Origin of the sequence: Paenibacillus sp. GCM10028914 (assembly GCF_042666275.1) — a bacterium.
Taxonomy (GTDB): Bacteria; Bacillota; Bacilli; order Paenibacillales; family Paenibacillaceae; genus Paenibacillus_AQ.
The window spans coordinates 272661-290847 of sequence record NZ_JBHTFO010000002.1 but is presented as its reverse complement, the minus strand read 5'-3'; the positions used below and the strand labels follow the sequence as shown (position 1 = coordinate 290847).

Genomic DNA, 18187 nt, shown 5'->3' with positions numbered 1-18187 from the left:
ATCCCCTTCTTCTCGTTAATAAATGGCTGTAGCCCCGATGATCATCGTCTCATTAATATCCATCATGCCGAAATGATACTTCCAGTAGTACTCGACATGAAATCGGAACGGAAGCAGCAATTCCTGGAGCACTTCAGCTTTACGGACCGTATCTCGCCTCTCCTCTTCACCTATGACAACAATAAGCTCGTCCCTGTCTTCGCAATGTGCATAAATTCGGCAAGCCGGAAAAATAGTACGCATCGTGTCTTTATACCAGTGCAGAGCTTCTCCTGTCTCATACAGCCGAAGCAAGTTGTTCGCAATCCGTTCTTGCTCTCTTCGATTGAACAATCCGATATGTTCCTGAATATGTTCACCGAACCGACCGTCCTGCAGATCACGAATTAGAATGGAAATATAACATTCCCGCTTGCTCATTCCTTGCATTCGGTCCATGTCAGCGAGGAAATGGATGATGATATCAAACAGAACTTCCCGCACCTCAGATTCTTCATTTGGATTCAGATAAGCCAATTCCCCTAAGATATGTTCAAAACGGTATAGAGGATTGATCTCAATCGTCTTGTCGAAGGTCTGGACGTTCAGTTCATCCGGACTAAGCTCCATGTAAGGTGAGTAACTGCGGGCTGGACGAAATATAATATCCGGTTTGGTTAAGCCCGCTTGCTCAGCTGCAATCATCAAATCCCAGATGTAGTTCATGCCCAACCCCCAACACATTGGTATTCCGGAAAATAGAGCTGTACTTCCGATACCACAAAGCTCATTACATCTTCCAGCTCTGTCCGCGATTGCACCGAGCTGTCTCCCTTAAAAGCAAGGACCAATACGGGTCTTCCAGACTCCGCCCTGATTCGGTCATCAATGAACGGGTTCATGTCATACGTAACAACCGCTGGGTTCTCTCCAGCTTCGGAAATACGGACATCCGTAATCTGCAACGCTCGGGAAGCTTCCAGGCCATGAATAATCCGCATGATTTCCCCCTTCGTCTTAACCGCTCCCGGCTGACGACGGGAATAACCATCCACGAATCCTTCATTTCGGAAATTGCTATAAATTCGCATGGATTTCATAAGCATGTCTTCTTCAGGCAACTTCACAATACGGAGTGCCCGCCACACTTCGGCACGGTCTCTTGGAGATACAACCGTTAATGTCTCTTTTCGGTGCATAACATAACGAATCAAATCAGGTTCATGATCCACCAAGTACCCATGCTCCACTCCTGTCTTTCGAAGTGGAAAAGAATGCTCATAATTCACCTTATCCCGTGCAGGCATCGGAAAGCCGACTGGCTTCATCAACAAAGGCTGCACATTCCAAAGCGGAACCATTTCGGTCCGTTTAAATTGCTCGTATTCCTCAAGATAAATCGAAATCTCCACAATCATCTCATCCTCAGGAATTCCCCAGCCACTCTCCTCACCGCCCAGAATGACTTCATAGAATTTAAAAGCAAACGGATTATTTATCGTCTTCCATGGCAGATGGTTAAGCCGGAAGAGCTGATAAAGCTTCTCCATTTCTTTAACATACGTATCATCTGGTTTCAGAAATAATTCGATTTCTTTCTCCTGCGATGCCGTCCGAATGATTCCCTTAAATCTCCGATTCTCGGATTCGAGTTCCTTCAGTCGCTCTAATCCGCAGTCCAGCATAACCGAAGTGAGCCGTACCGGCTCTCCCTGCCTTAAGCGCTCCGATATCAGCTTCATATTCAGGTGGTCTGCCTTCATGTCATCCATACGGATCGGAAACAGATAATCATGTAGAGGATCTATTTCGTCCCTGGCGCATACTGTTGTAAAAATATGATACCGGTCTGCCTCCAGCGCGAGCTCAGCCTCTATTCGTTCTTCAAGCTGATCATGCAACTGCTGCTGGTGTTCTGCTAAATTCAGAAACAGACCGCTCATAATCTGCTTTAAGAGACTTCTCTGTTCGAGATCCTCCATCCGATTTAACCTCTCCTGCACCAGTTCTTTCATGCTGTTCATGAATCAGCCTCCTCGCTGCTCTGCTCCTGTGTAGGATCGGCTGCTTCTTCTGCGATTCCGGCCGTGTTCTCGGCTGATAACTGGTCAACATTCGGGACATTCGTTCCAACTAGATTTGGTGAAGTATACTGAATGGGCAAGCCTGCTCCGGCGCTGTTAATACCTTCAGTTACGGGTGCAGTAGGAGCAAGATTAACGGGTGACTGCTGAATTACTGGAGTCGCAGCAGGAAGTGTCGGTGTGGGATTCAGCTTCTCTTCTGCTTTGGTAATCTTGCGCTCAACCCCAAGAACTTTTTCAAGCATATCGATTTCTTGGTAAACCGATTGAGCCATGACATAAGAATCAATGGCCGCTTGATAATCCTGACCAGCCAGCTTCTTATCGCCTTTGGTCTCAAGCTTCTCGCCTTGCAGCTTCTTCTGCTCTCTGACAATGCTTTGCAGCTTCAGATCGGCCTCGTCGAGAATTCCCTTGATATTCTTCTCCGTACCGGTGAGGGAATGTTCGATCGATGCGAGGCGAGCTCTCTCCAGCACCAGCTTGGCGCCGGCATAATCGCCACCTTGCATCTTAAGCTCGCCATCCTTCACAAGCTCCATTACCTTCTGCAGGTTACGGGCAGCTTCTTCTTTCTCGAGCAGCACATCCTGTGAGAATACTGAAAGATTCTCTGCTTCTTTCCGGGCTTTGCTGAAGCTTCCCAGAGCCTTGTCATAATCCCCTTCCTTCAGGGATGCATCCCCTGCGGTGATTAATTGAGTAACCCGTAGTTTCTTGCCAAGAAGTGTCGCATGCAGCTTATTCTTGACCTTCATAGCATCATTACGGCCTTCGCTGTATTCCTTAACAGCTTCCGCATAGTTCTCATCTCCGATGTAAGTGTCACCATTCTGTTCATGCTGGACGATACCTGCGGCTGCTTCCGCTTTACGGGCCGCGTCCCGCACCTTATATACATAAGTGCCTCCGCCAACCAAGATGAGCGGGATCAGAACAGCGAATGCCAGTTTGATATATTTTTTTCTTCTCGTTGGATCTTCCTTATAAATCTTGTTCGCATAAATGGCCGCAGCCGTATAATTAGGAACAACCTGGCGCTGCTTGCTGAGAAGAATATCCTCCAGTGTATCGACCAGACTGTTAGGACCGTCCGCCGAGCTGACGGCCGATTGGATCTCCCCTCTATTCGCACCCTCCCACATTCCGGGAGTGAGCAGCAAGAGGATATCGCCGTCGTTAAGTCTCTTTTTTCTTGATATGTATGGATTAAATCCGTCTGGTGCCCCTAAATAATTGAGCAGATTATGCCGCTCTTCATGGTGATCCACTGCTTCGTCTGTCATGCGGCCTTTATCCGCCAACACTTGAGCCAGGCTCTGATCCTTGCTCTTGCCATCCAATCTTCCATGGCGAAAATGATACAGCCTGTTGTTTCCTGAAACGGCGTATACCATTTTGTTATAGTTGGTCACTACCATAACTAGACTGGTTTTAAGACGAACCCGCTGGCTTTCGTATTTCAAGATGTCATGTGCTTCATTCAGATACCGTTTCAACCGAAACCTGGACATCGTCGGCTTTTCTTCGAAACACTCCATCAGAACTTTCACAGCCGTCTCTGCACTTTCAAGCTCGTCATCGTTATCAATTCCGTTAGCCAATACCCAGCAAGCCATATCATCCAGCTGCATGAAGGCAAAGTAGTTTTTATTGGTAATGGACGTTCCTTCCTCAGATAGGAACCCTGTCAGGAACTCGCTATTTTCCCTTCTCATCCTAACCCCCGCTACTTTCTTATGTTTTAATGACGCTGCTCCAGAATTAGAACCGTGGCATTATCCTGGAATTTGAATCCTTTCTGCTCAATGGCGTGGATCATCTGCTCAGCTGCTTCGAATGGAGACAACTCCCTCGATAAAATATCCTCTAGCTCTACTTCCGACAACGTGTTATACACGCCATCGCTAAGCAAAATAACCTTATCTCCTTTTTGAAGCAAGAAAGGTTCTGTACAGACATCCAGATTTTTAAATCCGTCAAAGCCCAAGTAGTTCACAAGCCGTTTGCGCATGGGATGACTTATCGCAGCTTCACGGGTGATCTCTCCTGCCAGACAGCGAAGCTTCAATTCCTGCTCCAAAATGTGCATCCGGTTCAGCGAAATGAATTGTCGGTTACGATAAACAGTGATCGTGCTATCGCCCACAGCTCCCCAATATAGACGCGAATGATGTACCACAGCCGCTACGAGGGTTGTTCCTCCCCTGGCGCCTCTCAGTTGATGAAGAATTTCCCGGTTCGCTTGCCGTGCCACTTGCGTGAAGAAAGCAGGCAGATCCGTAATTCGGTCTTGACTGACAAACTCCCTTACAAAGGTGGTCACCGCAACCGTGCTCGCCAAACGGCCATTCGTCAGTCCACTGATCCCATCCGCAACAACGGCGAGGGTTCCATTAGAGGTTGATATGCTGGAGAAATAGTCATCTTGTTCGTTTCGCCGTCCGATCGTCTGCCCATTTCCGACAGCAACGGATGGTCTTCCCATAGCTGTGTGAATCCAGCGGCGCCCTATCAAGAGAAACAGCACCGCTATAACGAATAGAAGAACGATGATATATGGGATATAATCTGGTTCACGCATGGCGCTCCCCCTTAACCTGCCGTGTTTTCCCACTCAAAGTGGCGGCCGCACAGCGGTATAAAAATAAATTTGCTTTTGCCGAGCTGAATCATATCGTACGGTGTCAGTTCAACCGGTGAGTAAACGGCCTCATTATTATGATAGGCGAGACCGGAAGCGTCACCAGGAAGCAGATAAAAGTTTCTCTTCTTAGGGTCGTATACAATAACAGCATGATTTCGTCTGGAGACCGCATTATCACCAATAATTCGGACATGCATATCTTCAGCACGACCAATGAAATTCTTCTCGGCCATAATCCGGTAATCCTGACCGATCTGCGGACCTTCAATACAGACAAGCCATCCTGTTACTGGACTGACACCTTCCGTCTCTCCCATGTATGGCATCGTTCTTTCATCATTGTCAGCTACAGAAGAGCGAACCTCTCCTTTCACTGGCTGATCAACCGAGATATGACAATATGGGCATGTTGAACCATGCTTTCGGGTGCTGAACATATGGCCGTTAGAGCATCTGGACAAACTCATGATTTTCCCCTCCGTAATAGATATGTAAGTATTACTTGACGATTAATTTAGTATTGGCGATGTATAGAACATCGTCGCTCTCGATTTTGCAAGGCTTATCCGTTTCGATCTTGACCCTGGCTCCTTTGCCGCTTCGCTGAATACCTGTGCCATTACGAGACTCCACATCTTCGATATACCAAAGACCGGCTACACGGTTCAGAACGGCGTGGTGCCTGCTGATCAGCGAAGAATATTCTGTATCCGACAAATCCACATCCGCTTCGCCGTCCTGCGAGCTTTTGCCAATAAGCACCGAAGTCTCTCCCTGGATATACCACTCCTTGATTTTGTCGCCATCCTCATTCAGAAGAATGAGCTTGGATATGCCGGTGAGCGTATCCTCGTCAGCCACACGATCTATCTTCCGGCTCCGGTAGTAATACACGATATATCCTGTAAGAAGGGCTGCTGACAATATGCCCATCGACCACTTGAGAGCTTCGCTGCCGCTGTAAACAAACACATAAGTCAAAGCCGCAACGATTACCGCAGCAATAACGAAATCAACAGCAATCAGCCATCCTGACCGCCCCTGCCGAGGAAGATGTTCCGGCCCCGCCGGCAAGTCTGATAAATTTCTCACCGATATTCCCTCCGATATTCATAATGATGCTTATGCTCTAGCAGATCATAAAGATCAGCTTTTGCGGCGTCCAAAGAAACTCTCAAATGTTTTTCCGATATCAATCGGCCCATCAGCTGAAGTGTCTTTTCGTTTCTTCATTCCGTCGGCACCTTGTTTCGGGTTAAACCCAAAAAACGTCTCAAAGTGCCCTCCCGGATTCGAAGGATCAAACGCAGCTTTTCCCATACCTGAGCCCTGTTCGGTTCGGGCTGAAGTGAACTTTGTGCTGCTATCATCACTTCCGCCGCTGACTCCGGATGTCCTATCGTAGTCGACGCGTAAACGTTCATCCGATAAGATCCGATAGGCTTCATGCACCTTCTGAAACATCTGGGAGGCCTCCGGGTTGTTCTGATTGACATCCGGATGATGTTTCTTCGCAAGCCTGCGATATGCTTCTCTTATTTCCTGACGTTCGGCCGTATGTTCAACACCCAAGATTTGATAATAATTCAAATTGCTCTCACCCTTATGCTTTGATTCATTTCTGTATGTCACGCTTCGTGTCAGCGCCGTAAGCAAATATGGAATTAAGAGGCCGTAAAGGCCTCTTAACATGCTGCATAATTACTGAAGGACACCCGGATGTATGTACTAAATTGCGTAACCGCCTTCGATTTTGGCAAGCTCGGTTTTGTCTTTCTTTTGCTTGATCAGAACGCTGAAAGTACCTACGCCTTCTGTGTCACCGAAAGTTTCGTTGTAATCTACAACAAAGGCATTCGGGAAATGCACCTTCCGGACCACTTGATCCGCTGCGATAACTTCCAGCGTAACCTTACGATAGCAGTCAGCTTTCTCTGCTGGTATAAGCGACCAAGTCGCGAGCTTAAGAGTGTCGTCAGCTGCTTCGCCGTCAACCGCTGTGATAATTTTCCCTGTGATGATCAGTGTTGCACCAACATCTGTAGATCTAGCGTTGGAATCGTCCGGTGTGTCTGTGTCATACTTCACCGTCTTGATGTTGTCGAGTCCAAGCTCAATCGTTTCTGCGCCTTCTACTTTCAATCTGAATCCCATTCTCATTCCTCCTAAAATTTTAAAATGAATTAGTCTCCGGGCCGGTCCCCCTCACCTAACTTAAGGTGTTCCGGCAAACCGGCCCGGAGCTTCCTTCCCTGATCTTCGATCTAAACTCTTGCAGCTGAGGTTGCTTTCGTAATCGTCACTTCCAGGTTCTTGACATTGCCGTTATAAGCCAGGTCGATATGGCACAGATTGGTCTTTTCATCAATCGTGAAATTCATATCGTCTCCTTCTTGTAGAATTGAATTAACAAATCCGCGGCTTGTCATCCAGCGGCTCTTTTGGCTGCTTGGATTGTTGCTGAAGAAGCGTACGATATTCTCATATTTGAAGTCACCGGTCTGAAAACGAAGCATCCGTTCGATATACGTACTGACCAGAGTCTTGTACATCGAATCATAACCGTCTTCCGATGAGGCAAGGCTTCTCGCCTTGTATACCGTAATCCGTCTAATATCCTTATCTTGCAGCTTCGCATTTTCCGAGGAGAACACAAAACCGAAATTACGGCGGTTAATCGAATCCTTGATGTTATTCGTGAACCCGGATATTTCCTTGGCCATTGTCGTTACGGCTCGAAGACTGTTATCTCCAGCTTCGATGTCAAAACGAACACCAGGATATTCACGGCTTACATTTTTAAAGTTCTCCCGTAAATATTCAGGACACTGACAAGCAGCAGCAATACCGGCCGCCACATATGCCGCGCCGATATACACACCTTCAATCCACAGCTTCAAGATGTCTTCCTTTTCCTTTGACAGCATGACACCGTATTCTGTTTGAAGCATACGGCTATCGATGACAACTCCGGATTTATCCTTCGGAATGACTGTAAAATTCGGAAGGCATGGGATCGCATATTCACTGTATTCCTTACGTGTGAGAACAGCGCACTTATCGATATACTTATCCACTCCTGTCGTTGACAAGTTGTTAAAGGTCGTTTCTTCACCAGATTGGAAACTGAAGAACACCTGAACCTTATAGCGTTTAATGGTATCTAGCAGCATTGAGAGAGATTCCATCGTGTTACCTTCCAAACGAGAGGTACGTTCACTGCCCCGGAACCGTTCACGACTGATTCTTGCTCTTCCTTGCGAGTCCATCTCGATTGACGGTACAATTCCAAACCATACGGTATCCGAGAAATCGTTCTTGGAATTTACCGTATTGAGATAGGCCTCAAGGCGGCTGATGTTGCTGCTCTTGACCAGCATATCCAGCTTCGTATTCGTAACGAGCAGAGCCGGCTGCATACCGCGGTTTTTAGTCGCGTACTGATCAAAGAACATTTTGACGCCGATCATTTTTTCAACCAAAGGTTTTACGGTCTTAACGAAATCGTCCTTCGCATTCTTGTAAAACTCAAGATATGTATTATAATTGCTGACCTCAGTATCGATATTAATGTCATCTCTAACCGCTGGAAGCGGACAAAATGTTCTTACAACGAGGTCTTTAACGTATGCTGACGGTGATTCCGTCACCGCGTCATAATCCTCGCCGAATACTTCGGCCAGTTCACCGCTTGTCGAATCTTCCAAAAGCGCCAACTCTGTGCTGTCACTCTTAGGCGCTTCTAAGATTTTCAGTTCTCCGTTGTCTCCGATCGACAGCATTCCAATCTGGAAAGCTTCGGCCTTCTGATCCTCTTGCGCACTGCCAAGAAGAAGTCTGGTCTTGATATCTTCAATGGCAAGCGGCAGCATCGCCATGACGTTATTGTAATTCCGGCTTGCATCCTCAAACATATAGTTGAGCTTATCACCAAGCTCCAGCTTTTTCGGATCTCCTTCATCCAGCGAATCATACTGGCTGTGCAGGAAATGAATTTCCTTGCGCACCTGCCTAATGTCATCCATGACTTTCTTAGGCGAAATCATGTCCAGCAGATTTTCAAACTTGAAGTCTACATTGGTCATACCTTGGCTTTTTTTCGTGTCGATCAGGGTAAACAGCATTTTCAGGAAGTCGTTATCCTGATTAATCTGAATCTCCGAAATGGCTTCGGCGGGAATCCCCTCCGGCTTTTTGAGCGTGTAGACAACCTTCTGGTTCGCTGCATTATAAAAGGAGTAGACCGTTGGTGAAAACTTGTTTAAAAACTCATCGAAATTCTTGACTAGTAAATGTTTGTTGATTTCTTTGATTGTGTCATCGCTAAGGCTGTCGATATCTCGGACATCGCCTACTAAAGTAAGTAGATCCAACACCTCCGGATTAATCTCCTCGAACAACATCGTGCGATTGGTCTGATTGATAATGTCCATGATCTGCAGTTATCGAAAATGTGATTCCCGACAACTTCCTCCTCTCATCTAGTACTCCGTTCACATCAGATGAATCAAGAACTATATTAAGTATCATATTGAATTTTTGTCAAATGAAGGAAAACATGTCTTTTTTATCATATGGCAAGACTTAAGACCCGTTTTTAATTTAATAATTTATATTAAAAGTTAATTTTCCTCATAATTGGAAGAACTTCTACAAATAAACTCATGTTTTTTTCCTCAGAATTTCATAAATCCATACAAGGGTAGTAAAAATCTACCTTTTTTTGCGTGATTTGATATCTTTTTTTCGCATATATTGTCGAAGGGTTTTACTTGAAATGCTTATGATTAACAGGTAATTTTATCTAAGACTATCAGTGCGGGTGTACCTTCTTTATGATGAGAACTCTAGTGACTAAAGAGAGGAAGTATTGTTGTCATGCATAACGTTGTCCCTGTTCGGAACGTACGTCTTTATTTGATCCGGGTGATTGCCTTTACCTTGTTCATATCATTCACGCTCAACCAGACTGAGGTTTCTGCAGCTTCCCAGTCAGATGGACCTACTTCGAATCTCTCTACTAAATCCGCAATTTTTGTGCAGGATGTCAGCTATTCGATGAATCGGAACGGCGGGATGAGCACAGCAGGCGAAATTATTCATCTGTACAGTCAATCAGCTTCTGAGGCTTCTATCGGCTATATCGCCTATCAGGATACGATTATTCATTCCAACGCTCCTGCGATTCTTTCTTCCGATGAACGAACCGCTCTGCTGCAGAGAATAGCAGATACGAAGAATACCGGATTCTCAAATCTCATCATGGGATTGGAAGAAGGTCTGCGTTCCATAAGCACATCGGGAACCGAGAAGGAATCAAAAATTAATAGAATTATACTTCTATCTGACGGCGGTATAGATTATCGCGAAGGGGAATTAACTTCGGAGCATTTATTAAAGTTGGAAGAAGTCATTAAGGACGCCAAGAATCTTGGTATTCGAATCGATACCGTTGCCATTCATACCACTAACAATGTGAAACTATCACGTTTAGAATGGATAGCGAGTGAAACGGGCGGTCTGTACTTAAACGCAGGACAGCTGTCAGACGCACTGCATACCTCCGAGCTTCTTCTGAGTGAGACTGGGGCCGGAAATAGTGGTCCATCACTGCCTTTCATGCTATCTCTACTAGCTGCAGCCGTGATTATTGGAGGGGCATGGGCATATGTAATGACGGGAAAACGTTCTTTTAACGGCAGTCTGGAGGGCGTATTTCTCCGTACCGCTAGTGGTAGCAGACCCGCAGTAAAGAACTGGCTGCTTAGAGGAGTCAGGGGATATCAGCACCTAACACTTCAGCAACTATTTCATTTTCTGGATGTACACGAATCTCTTCCAGAGGCTTCGGATATTCGGATCAGACCAGGCAGAAATGGAAGTTTGAAGATAACAGGCGCCAGACGTTGTGTGCTAATTAAGAACGGCAAGGTACTGCCGAAAGGTCGAAGCGTCATCCTTCATAACCGAGAGCAACTATATATTACTTTTGAAGACGGACGTACCGAGCTGGTATTGACTTATAAAAGTTTCATTGTCCCTCTTCCATCTGTGAGTAAGGAATATAACCTTCAAGACTCTGAAGACCATATCGAGGAACAAGCAAATAAGCCGGCATAATTGCCGGCTTATTTGCTTGTTTGAGTTTTTTTCACACTTCGATGAATGATTGCTATCTACCGCCTTGAGCTTTAAACCAAGATGAAGGTGATTACGCGGTACCAATAGTTGATATTACACTTTGGCTGTAATACTCTTCTGCCGACGGCTAACGCGATAACGCTCGATATGTACGGCTGCTTTTAACATGGCCAGGGTCGGACGCTTGCGATCAATCGATAGTCCTGCCTGGATCCGCCCAGCTAGAAAAGCGCTTATCGCTGGAGCATGCTCTTGCAGTGGGATCAGAGAGTCATTGATTAGACGTTCACGAATATCTGCGGGGGGCTTACCTGCTAAGGAAGCATATAACGTTGCGCACAGACTATATACATCCGAGAAGGTACCTTGCCTGGAGTCCTTGGAGTACAGCTCTAGAGGGGAATAATGTGCAGATGTCACGATACCGCGCTCCTCTTCCCTCTCCAAGGCTACAGCAGAGCCAAAGTCGATCAGCTTGATTCCTCCATCACTGAGAATCATAATGTTCGCCGGCTTGATATCCCGATGAATCCATCCCTCACGGTGCAAGTGTTGTATCCCGCTTATTAGAGGTAGTGCAGTCTTGCTTAAGAATAGTTCTACATCCGGTTTCCTCTTTCGTAGTACACGCTCCAGGCTCCTGCCTCTGCAGTATTCTAATACCGTATAGTAAGTCCCGTTCTCTTCAAAATGTTCATAACATCGAACAATGGAAGGGTGCTTGAGGGATTTCAGAATATGCGCTTCCCGTTCAAATGCTTCCCGCAGTTTAGCGAATTTGTCATGAACCGAAGGTTTTCGACAAAGTACAGTTTTCCGATCCAAGTCACGTAGAACCAGAGCTCGCGGGTAGAACTCTTTGATAATCACGGCTTCGCCTGTTAGATATCGGCCTGTATACACTACAGACAATTCGCTCTGTGCGATAGGTCGGTGAACCCTGTACCTACTGCCAAGCACCGTTTTAGTTTCCAGGTATGGCCCGTCCTTTTCAGGAATCATGCCGTTGTCTGCTCCCTTCACTCGCATCTGTTTCTTATAGTATAATCGATTTCCAGATATAGGAGTTAAAGTGAAATCAAGATAATTTAAGATCTGCAATCTTCCGAGATGATGTCTTCTTTACTTTTTACTATTGTCAGACGCTACGGGTACGAATCATTCCTCCCATCGCTGCATCGTGCATGTTCAGCCAAAAAATAAATAACAAAAAGAAACCGCTATTCTTTTAGATTGGTAGGGCCAAAGCACTATCTAAGAAGGAGCGGTTCCCGATATCGAAGAAACAGAACAACTAAAAGATCAATAGTACGACATCAAAAGCTACTGGAATTCAAAAAAAACGAGAAGTTACCATCGAGTGTTTAGAACAGACCCTAGTGCTGCAGCACCTGAACAACCTTCTCCTTAATCCTCTCTACCGCAGCTCTTACCTGCTCAGCCTGCGTCACCGCGGATATGACGGCCACGCCATCCGCACCTGCGCGGATCACTTCTTCCGAGCGCTCTTCCGTAATACCGCCGATCCCCACGATCGGCAGATCGATGCCAGCTTCTCGCATCTCACGTACAATCGCGGGGCCTCGTGCATCCTTGGCATCGGCCTTGGAGATGGTCGGGTAGATTGGCCCTACCCCTAAATAATCCGCGCCATGAAGGATGGCCAGGCGGGCATCTTCAACCGTATGTGCGGAAACGCCAAGAATCCGGTCGCCGATCCGCTTACGGACAGACTCAGCCGATTCATCATCCTGGCCGATATGTACGCCATCTGCGTCCAGTGCCAGCGCTAATTCCACATCATCATTTACGATAAACGGCACACCAGACTTACGGCAATATTCTTTAAGCCTGCGGGCGAGTGCAATCAGCGATTCACCGCCCAAAGCGCCATTCCCCTTCTCACGGAATTGAAATATCGTCACGCCGCCAGCCAAAGCCTCAGTTAATACCTGCTCTGGTCCTACCGAACAGTTCACACTTCCCATCACCAAATACATCCGAAGATACTCTCGCATCTCGGCAGGTAGAATCCTCCCACTCATGAGTGTACCTCCTGATGACGGCGACGATAAGCAAAATGGTTCGTTGGACCATGACCCTGCCCAAGATTCAGTCCATCCTCAATCGCCGCTTGAATGAACGCCCTGCCACTCGTAATGGCTTCCATGGGAGACATCCCCTTCGCTAATTCTGCGGTAATGGCAGCGGAGAAGGTGCATCCTGTTCCATGGGTATGAACCGTCTTGACCCACTTGCCCGTTAACTCCGTAAACATGGTGCCATCATAGATGAGGTCAATGACCTCATCCTCCATATCCATGGCATGACCACCCTTGATTACCACTATCTTTGCACCCAAATCATGAATACATCTCGCAGCTTCGCGGCGATCCTGCATCGAACGAATATTCATCCCGGCTAACACTTCCGCTTCCGGAATATTCGGTGTAACGACCAGCGCCAAGGGAAGCAGTTCCGACTTCAGCGCCTGTACTGCTTCTGTCCGCAGCAGCTCTGCACCGCCTTTGGCAATCATCACCGGGTCGACAACAACCTGATCCCAGTCATACCTCCGAATCTGTTCTGCCACGGTGCGGATGATATCTGGGCTAAACAGCATTCCTATCTTCAACGCATTTACCCCAATGTCCGATCCTACCGCTTCGATCTGCTCCGCTGCTGCACTTGAGGGGAGCGGATATACGCCGTGAACACCCAAGGTATTCTGAACCGTTACCGCAGTAATGGCCGACATTCCATATACATCAAGCTCTTGGAAGGTTTTGAGATCCGCCTGAATACCAGCTCCGCCGCCGCTATCCGAACCGGCAATCGTTAGCGCTCTAGGAACAGAAGTAACGCTCATCGTCTATCACCTGTAAGGGCTGCGTCCACTTCCCGGATAGCGGCATATCCTGCAAGTGAATCCTTGTGTAACTTAGCAAGCTCATCTAGAAAAGCGATTTGAAAGCTTCCGGGCCCAACATCCGATGTACGCTCTGCAGCCCGAGAAGCTGCCGCTCCATAAAAGGCAAGCCCTGCCGCGCCTGCGAGCATCAAGTCCCGTTCGATGGCGACAAAAGCCCCTAATACCGAGGTCAGCAAACAGCCCGCTCCGGTTACTTTTGTAAGCAGCTCGTGTCCACCGCTTATTACCCGTACCATGGTGCCATCGGTGATAACATCCTCTTCCCCAGTAATAACGACCGTCGTCTCCAGCTCCCGTGCTGCCCGAATTGCCAGGTCCACATGACTTTCACCCGCACTGTCCCCAGCATCCACGCCTTTGATCTCCCGTGCTTCTCCGACGAGATGGGCAACTTCAGCTGCATTCCCCCGCACAAGGGTAATGTCCACCTCTTTCAAAATCCGCAGCGCTGATTCGGTCCGAAACGCCGTAGCACCTGCTCCTACAGGGTCAAGCAGCACCGGTACACCATGAGTATTCGCCGAATGGCCTGCAAGGATCATCGCATCCACCAATTCACGAGACAGCGTTCCGATGTTCAGAACCAGCGCTCCTGCGATCTTCGCCATGTCAGCAACTTCATCGGGGGAGTATGCCATAACAGGCGATGCTCCTAGCGCATAAAGACCATTCGCCGTAAAATTGGTCACCACAACATTCGTCATATTATGTACAAGCGGTTTGTTATGCTGCACCTTACCTAATAATTCAGAAATCTCGTGATCTAGCATCATACTCATACCTATCAACCTCTTTCTCATTATTAGTTATTTCAGTATTATCACAGAGCTACAGCCTGCATCTGAACCGGCCACTCTTCCTGACGGTAAGCCATGTCCCAGAACAGATACTCCAGCTGGCAGCTAAGCATGAAATGCTCGGTCATTCGCTCTCGTTCAGCAACCGTTGCCGCTGCTGCCCAAGCGTCTACTTCTTCACGAAACTTGACCGCTGCATCCTCAGCCCGGTTTCCGTAAAAATGTATCCATTCATAGAACGGATGGGACTCATCCGGTGCGACTTCCTTCATCAGCTTTTGCCCGATCTCCAAATACGTCCAAGGACAAGGCAGCAGCACCGCCATAATCTCACCAAGACTGCCTTCATGGGCAACCGTCAACATATGCCGGATATAATGATGCGCCGACGGAGCCAGCGGATACCCCTGCATATCCTCATAGATCACCCCTGCTGCATGGCAAAAATTCTGATGCGGGTGCACCTCGCTGTGCAGAATAAAAGAAATCTGTTCATTAAATACCGCGATCTCTTCCCGTGTTGTACACTTGGAAATCGCAATCCCATATATCCGCATATAAGCATTCAAGTACTCATAATCCTGCTTGATATAATGAATCAGCTGGTCCTTCGTAAGTTTCCCTTCGGCAATGCCTCTTACGAAGGGATGTTCAAATATCGCCTGAAAAATACCATCCGCCTGCTGACGAAGCTCTTGTGTAAAGCTCATCCTTTTTCCACCTCCAACATAATGAAGAGCAGAAAGTCCCGTAAGATTAGCACCTTTCAGAGCACGCAAAAAAAGCCGCCCCGAAAGCTGGAGCGGCTTCATCATATCTACCAATGCACGGAACGCATGATGACCATATGACCGACTCCACTTTCCTACGCTAGTATGAACTAGATCAGGTTCAAAGGGTCCAAGATACGCTCTTGTCTCAGCCGCTGACGGCTCCCCTAGTGGACTTTCTATTCTATTGACAAATACTGTACACAGGATTGGAAAATATGTCAAACATAGAAATCTCTTAATCTATTCCTCTCTTCCTTTAATAAACTCCAAAAGCTCCACCACAATTTCCGCTACCGCATCCTCTTGCGGCAACTGGATATATTGACTGGCTCTCATAATATCCTCCTTAAATAAATCGATAAGCTGTAGCATCGCTTCCGGATCGTTCTTCTGCGCTGCATGCAGCAATGCTATAAATTCACGGTCTGTGACAATTGCCTGATCATTCTTCGTTTCCATCGATTCACCGCCTGTTGGCTGATATTGAGTTCGCGTGCAACCTCTGACTCCGTCTGATCCTGTATGTACAATTTATGAATAACCAGCTTACCCTGAGGCGGGAGTGTATTCATCAGCTGCTCAACCATCATTCTGTTATCGGTGTGGTCTGTGAAATTCACTCCCCTATGGTAATGTTCCATATCATAGAAGGAATGCTCCCGTCTCTTCAACGTCTTGGCACGATACTGAATTCTCCAGCCAATCCGGTGAACTTCTCCTTGAACACGCTCGAAAGCGGTCTGTTCTGTGTTCATTTCTTCATCCACTCCATTCTGTATAGTTCCTCGTAGAATTCAAACAAAAACAAGAACGTATGTTCTGATTATTTTCCATAATACCACTTTTTATGTGGTTTGGAATAATGAATTTCAAATTTTCTGTGATCGTGTGGAGTGCACTATATGAATAAATTCTTTTTTTTAAAAATTTTATTTCAGTGGTTGTATTATCTATGTAACAATTACCTATATAGGTGAAGGCACCTAACAATAAAGAAACGAAATGGACTTGGGAAGAGGTTCATCTCGATTTCTTCACTTCCCTTTTGTATACGGCCTATCTAAATTAATAAATAAGGGAGTTGTATGGATATGAAAAAAGTTCTGTATGTACCTTTAGATGATCGACCGGTGAACCTGGATGATGTGATTGTTCAAGGAAGATCCGCTGGAATCGAGGTTATTACACCATGCATTGACGATATCAAGAATCGAATGGATTCCGAAAAGACTTCTTCTGATAACACCCTTTTGACCACGTCGTCACCCACCTTCGGTAACACCTCGAACATTCGCAAGTTTATTCTCGATCACGCTGCAGGTGTCGATGGTTTCATTATCTCTGTGGACATGCTCGCTTATGGCGGACTGATTGGGAGCAGAAGACTGCGTACGAACGGAGGCTCTGAATACCCGGACTATGATCCTGCAACGACGCATTTACTGGACACCATTAGACTGGTGAAGAAAGCTTATCCACGTAAGCCGATTTATGTACTGGATACCATTATGCGGCTCGCAACCACGACATACGTCGAGAATGTGTTCCAGAATGCTTACGACGAGTCCCGCGCCTTCATGAAACAACCAAGAAAGAGTGTGTCTGAGTTCAGTGAAATTCTAAATGGCTATGACACGAAACCGGATGGTACCCCTTACGAGGAGACGGTCACCTTTAACAAAGAGCTTTATTATGACGCTCGCAGGCATAAATTCAAATCGAATGTATACATTCTGGATCGCCTCGCCCGGTTAGGTTATATTGATTTCCTTGCCATCGGTGTTGATGACTCCTCTACTCAAGGTGTACAAGCCAACGAAATCGATTATATTGAGGGTTTTATTACAGCCTCACTAGGCGGCGAGAATGGCCAAAGTCCTGAACGTGCAATTATACTTCCTGACGCGGATGGCCTGGGACAATCCCTCTTGGCTAGAATGGCAAATCAATTACTACATGTGGAGGACAAAACGAGGTATTCGGTACATTATTTTGGCCGAGACGGTTCAACCATTATCAATCCCTATGAGTACATGAGTGTACACCAGAATATCCTGCACCACGTTGATATTATTGGCGGTCAGCTCGTTACTAGCTCCCCAGATGCAGAAGTGGATGTAGAGATCATTGCGATTACGGAGACTTCTGAAGTACCGAGTGCCGTAAGCCGGATTGAGGCTAATGGATTGAACCAAATTCCAACGGTCGTCATTGATTTTGTTGGGGGAGGCGCGGCGAATGCGGTCGTCACCGAAGGGCTGCTTAGCAGCCCATATACAGGACAAATTCTCGGGTACAGCGGATGGAATACAGCCGGGAATAAGATCGGTATTGCACTCGGTATGGCGCAAGCACGGTATGCATTTCTTATCACAGAAAAGCGTTCACCTGCCCTTGATAAAGCCGTAAACTCGCACGGGTCACTTTTGTTCAAACGTTTCCTTAAAGACTACTATTATAAATCTTTGGCTATTAAAGAGATTAGACAGTACTCCAGAGCCCATGCGCTATATACGAATATTCCTTATGCGGACGGCCATATGCTTCTGTTTAATTCCGAGAGTGACTACCGTCATCTGATCGATATCTTGCACGAACAGATGCAGATGCATACCGCTGCTCTTGCTGCTACAAATGCTTTTCAGATCGGCCAATCTTCTGCTTCCTCCGATATTCGTCAAATAAAAAAATCGAAGTGGGGATATGCAAAATATAAAAGTGTAGATCTGGCATATGAGAATCCCAGCTACATTTGGCACCGAGCATTCGAGATTACCTTGAATCCTAGCGTTACATTGTCCTAATACGATTCCATTTCAAAAAATCAAAACAAA

At 46.7% G+C, this 18187-nt stretch carries 18 protein-coding genes and 1 riboswitch; of the genes, 2 read left to right on the top strand and 16 right to left on the bottom strand.

The features are described 5' to 3' along the window. Window positions 1-15: 15 nt before the first annotated feature. The 9 genes from ACFQV5_RS02005 to ACFQV5_RS01965 all read right to left on the bottom strand — a co-directional run bounded on the left by ACFQV5_RS02005 (window position 16) and on the right by ACFQV5_RS01965 (window position 9143). Window positions 16-705, bottom strand: coding sequence for an iron-dependent peroxidase (locus tag ACFQV5_RS02005; protein WP_379243096.1), 690 nt, complete (start codon window positions 703-705; stop codon window positions 16-18). Continuing rightward, window positions 702-2003 carry a normocyte-binding protein gene (locus ACFQV5_RS02000; RefSeq protein ID WP_379243094.1) on the bottom strand — a complete coding sequence of 434 codons (1302 nt, stop codon included), beginning with the start codon at window positions 2001-2003 and terminating at the stop codon, window positions 702-704. The genes ACFQV5_RS02005 and ACFQV5_RS02000 overlap by 4 nt, the downstream gene beginning before the upstream one ends. Next, window positions 2000-3781 carry a PP2C family protein-serine/threonine phosphatase gene (locus tag ACFQV5_RS01995; RefSeq protein ID WP_379243092.1) on the bottom strand — a complete coding sequence of 594 codons (1782 nt, stop codon included), beginning with the start codon at window positions 3779-3781 and terminating at the stop codon, window positions 2000-2002. Before ACFQV5_RS01995 ends, ACFQV5_RS02000 begins: the two co-directional genes overlap by 4 nt. 26 nt (window positions 3782-3807) lie before the next feature. Beyond that, complete coding sequence (locus ACFQV5_RS01990; RefSeq protein ID WP_379243090.1) at window positions 3808-4647, bottom strand: PP2C family protein-serine/threonine phosphatase; 840 nt, start codon at window positions 4645-4647, stop codon at window positions 3808-3810. 11 nt (window positions 4648-4658) lie between these two features. After that, the gene (locus ACFQV5_RS01985; RefSeq protein ID WP_379243088.1) at window positions 4659-5177 is read right to left on the bottom strand and encodes an FHA domain-containing protein; all 519 of its coding nucleotides are present in this window, start codon (window positions 5175-5177) and stop codon (window positions 4659-4661) included. Between the two features lie 31 nt (window positions 5178-5208). Then, a complete protein-coding gene (locus ACFQV5_RS01980; RefSeq protein WP_379243086.1) occupies window positions 5209-5802 on the bottom strand; it encodes an FHA domain-containing protein in 594 nt (197 codons plus the stop codon). Between the two features lie 54 nt (window positions 5803-5856). Next, on the bottom strand, window positions 5857-6300 hold the full coding sequence (locus tag ACFQV5_RS01975; protein ID WP_379243084.1) for a J domain-containing protein: 444 nt from the start codon (window positions 6298-6300) through the stop codon (window positions 5857-5859). A gap of 138 nt (window positions 6301-6438) precedes the next feature. Next, a complete protein-coding gene (locus ACFQV5_RS01970) occupies window positions 6439-6864 on the bottom strand; it encodes a membrane-associated protease 1 (RefSeq protein WP_379243082.1) in 426 nt (141 codons plus the stop codon). 110 nt (window positions 6865-6974) lie between these two features. Next, window positions 6975-9143 carry a transcriptional regulator gene (locus tag ACFQV5_RS01965; RefSeq protein WP_379243080.1) on the bottom strand — a complete coding sequence of 723 codons (2169 nt, stop codon included), beginning with the start codon at window positions 9141-9143 and terminating at the stop codon, window positions 6975-6977. 445 nt (window positions 9144-9588) lie between these two features. Between ACFQV5_RS01965 and ACFQV5_RS01960 the strand changes: the two genes are divergently transcribed. Beyond that, complete coding sequence (locus ACFQV5_RS01960; RefSeq protein WP_379243078.1) at window positions 9589-10830, top strand: vWA domain-containing protein; 1242 nt, start codon at window positions 9589-9591, stop codon at window positions 10828-10830. Window positions 10831-10944: 114 nt separating this feature from the next. Here the strand turns inward: ACFQV5_RS01960 and ACFQV5_RS01955 are convergent, their stop codons facing one another. The 7 genes from ACFQV5_RS01955 to ACFQV5_RS01925 form a co-directional block, all read right to left on the bottom strand. Continuing rightward, on the bottom strand, window positions 10945-11880 hold the full coding sequence (locus tag ACFQV5_RS01955) for a serine/threonine protein kinase (RefSeq protein ID WP_379243076.1): 936 nt from the start codon (window positions 11878-11880) through the stop codon (window positions 10945-10947). 347 nt (window positions 11881-12227) lie between these two features. Next, window positions 12228-12896, bottom strand: coding sequence for a thiamine phosphate synthase (gene thiE, locus ACFQV5_RS01950; protein ID WP_379243074.1), 669 nt, complete (start codon window positions 12894-12896; stop codon window positions 12228-12230). Next, a complete protein-coding gene (gene thiD / locus ACFQV5_RS01945) occupies window positions 12893-13720 on the bottom strand; it encodes a bifunctional hydroxymethylpyrimidine kinase/phosphomethylpyrimidine kinase (protein WP_379243071.1) in 828 nt (275 codons plus the stop codon). The genes thiE and thiD overlap by 4 nt, the downstream gene beginning before the upstream one ends. Next, a complete protein-coding gene (gene thiM / locus ACFQV5_RS01940) occupies window positions 13717-14562 on the bottom strand; it encodes a hydroxyethylthiazole kinase (RefSeq protein ID WP_379243069.1) in 846 nt (281 codons plus the stop codon). The genes thiD and thiM overlap by 4 nt, the downstream gene beginning before the upstream one ends. Before the next feature lie 41 nt (window positions 14563-14603). Then, a complete protein-coding gene (gene tenA, locus ACFQV5_RS01935) occupies window positions 14604-15290 on the bottom strand; it encodes a thiaminase II (protein ID WP_379243067.1) in 687 nt (228 codons plus the stop codon). A 135-nt stretch (window positions 15291-15425) separates the two neighbouring features. Next, window positions 15426-15529: riboswitch (TPP riboswitch) on the bottom strand. Between the two features lie 64 nt (window positions 15530-15593). Further along, on the bottom strand, window positions 15594-15812 hold the full coding sequence (locus tag ACFQV5_RS01930) for a helix-turn-helix domain-containing protein (protein ID WP_379243065.1): 219 nt from the start codon (window positions 15810-15812) through the stop codon (window positions 15594-15596). After that, on the bottom strand, window positions 15764-16108 hold the full coding sequence (locus ACFQV5_RS01925) for a sigma factor-like helix-turn-helix DNA-binding protein (protein ID WP_379243063.1): 345 nt from the start codon (window positions 16106-16108) through the stop codon (window positions 15764-15766). The genes ACFQV5_RS01930 and ACFQV5_RS01925 overlap by 49 nt, the downstream gene beginning before the upstream one ends. 336 nt (window positions 16109-16444) lie before the next feature. Here ACFQV5_RS01925 and ACFQV5_RS01920 point away from each other — a divergent pair, with 336 nt between their 5' ends. Beyond that, on the top strand, window positions 16445-18157 hold the full coding sequence (locus ACFQV5_RS01920; RefSeq protein ID WP_379243061.1) for a DUF4127 family protein: 1713 nt from the start codon (window positions 16445-16447) through the stop codon (window positions 18155-18157). Window positions 18158-18187 lie beyond the last annotated feature (30 nt).

Excerpts from the sequence above, each read along its gene's own strand:
- ACFQV5_RS02005 (WP_379243096.1), bottom strand. The coding sequence starts at position 705 with ATGAACTACATCTGGGATTTGATGATTGCAGCTGAGCAAGCGGGCTTA.
- ACFQV5_RS02000 (WP_379243094.1), bottom strand. The coding sequence starts at position 2,003 with ATGAACAGCATGAAAGAACTGGTGCAGGAGAGGTTAAATCGGATGGAG.
- ACFQV5_RS01995 (WP_379243092.1), bottom strand. The coding sequence starts at position 3,781 with ATGAGAAGGGAAAATAGCGAGTTCCTGACAGGGTTCCTATCTGAGGAA.
- ACFQV5_RS01990 (WP_379243090.1), bottom strand. The coding sequence starts at position 4,647 with ATGCGTGAACCAGATTATATCCCATATATCATCGTTCTTCTATTCGTT.
- ACFQV5_RS01985 (WP_379243088.1), bottom strand. The coding sequence starts at position 5,177 with ATGAGTTTGTCCAGATGCTCTAACGGCCATATGTTCAGCACCCGAAAG.
- ACFQV5_RS01970 (WP_379243082.1), bottom strand. The coding sequence starts at position 6,864 with ATGGGATTCAGATTGAAAGTAGAAGGCGCAGAAACGATTGAGCTTGGA.
- ACFQV5_RS01965 (WP_379243080.1), bottom strand. The coding sequence starts at position 9,143 with ATGGACATTATCAATCAGACCAATCGCACGATGTTGTTCGAGGAGATT.
- ACFQV5_RS01960 (WP_379243078.1), top strand. The coding sequence starts at position 9,589 with ATGCATAACGTTGTCCCTGTTCGGAACGTACGTCTTTATTTGATCCGG.
- ACFQV5_RS01955 (WP_379243076.1), bottom strand. The coding sequence starts at position 11,880 with ATGCGAGTGAAGGGAGCAGACAACGGCATGATTCCTGAAAAGGACGGG.
- thiE (WP_379243074.1), bottom strand. The coding sequence starts at position 12,896 with ATGAGTGGGAGGATTCTACCTGCCGAGATGCGAGAGTATCTTCGGATG.
- thiD (WP_379243071.1), bottom strand. The coding sequence starts at position 13,720 with ATGAGCGTTACTTCTGTTCCTAGAGCGCTAACGATTGCCGGTTCGGAT.
- thiM (WP_379243069.1), bottom strand. The coding sequence starts at position 14,562 with ATGAGTATGATGCTAGATCACGAGATTTCTGAATTATTAGGTAAGGTG.
- tenA (WP_379243067.1), bottom strand. The coding sequence starts at position 15,290 with ATGAGCTTTACACAAGAGCTTCGTCAGCAGGCGGATGGTATTTTTCAG.
- ACFQV5_RS01930 (WP_379243065.1), bottom strand. The coding sequence starts at position 15,812 with ATGGAAACGAAGAATGATCAGGCAATTGTCACAGACCGTGAATTTATA.
- ACFQV5_RS01925 (WP_379243063.1), bottom strand. The coding sequence starts at position 16,108 with ATGAACACAGAACAGACCGCTTTCGAGCGTGTTCAAGGAGAAGTTCAC.
- ACFQV5_RS01920 (WP_379243061.1), top strand. The coding sequence starts at position 16,445 with ATGAAAAAAGTTCTGTATGTACCTTTAGATGATCGACCGGTGAACCTG.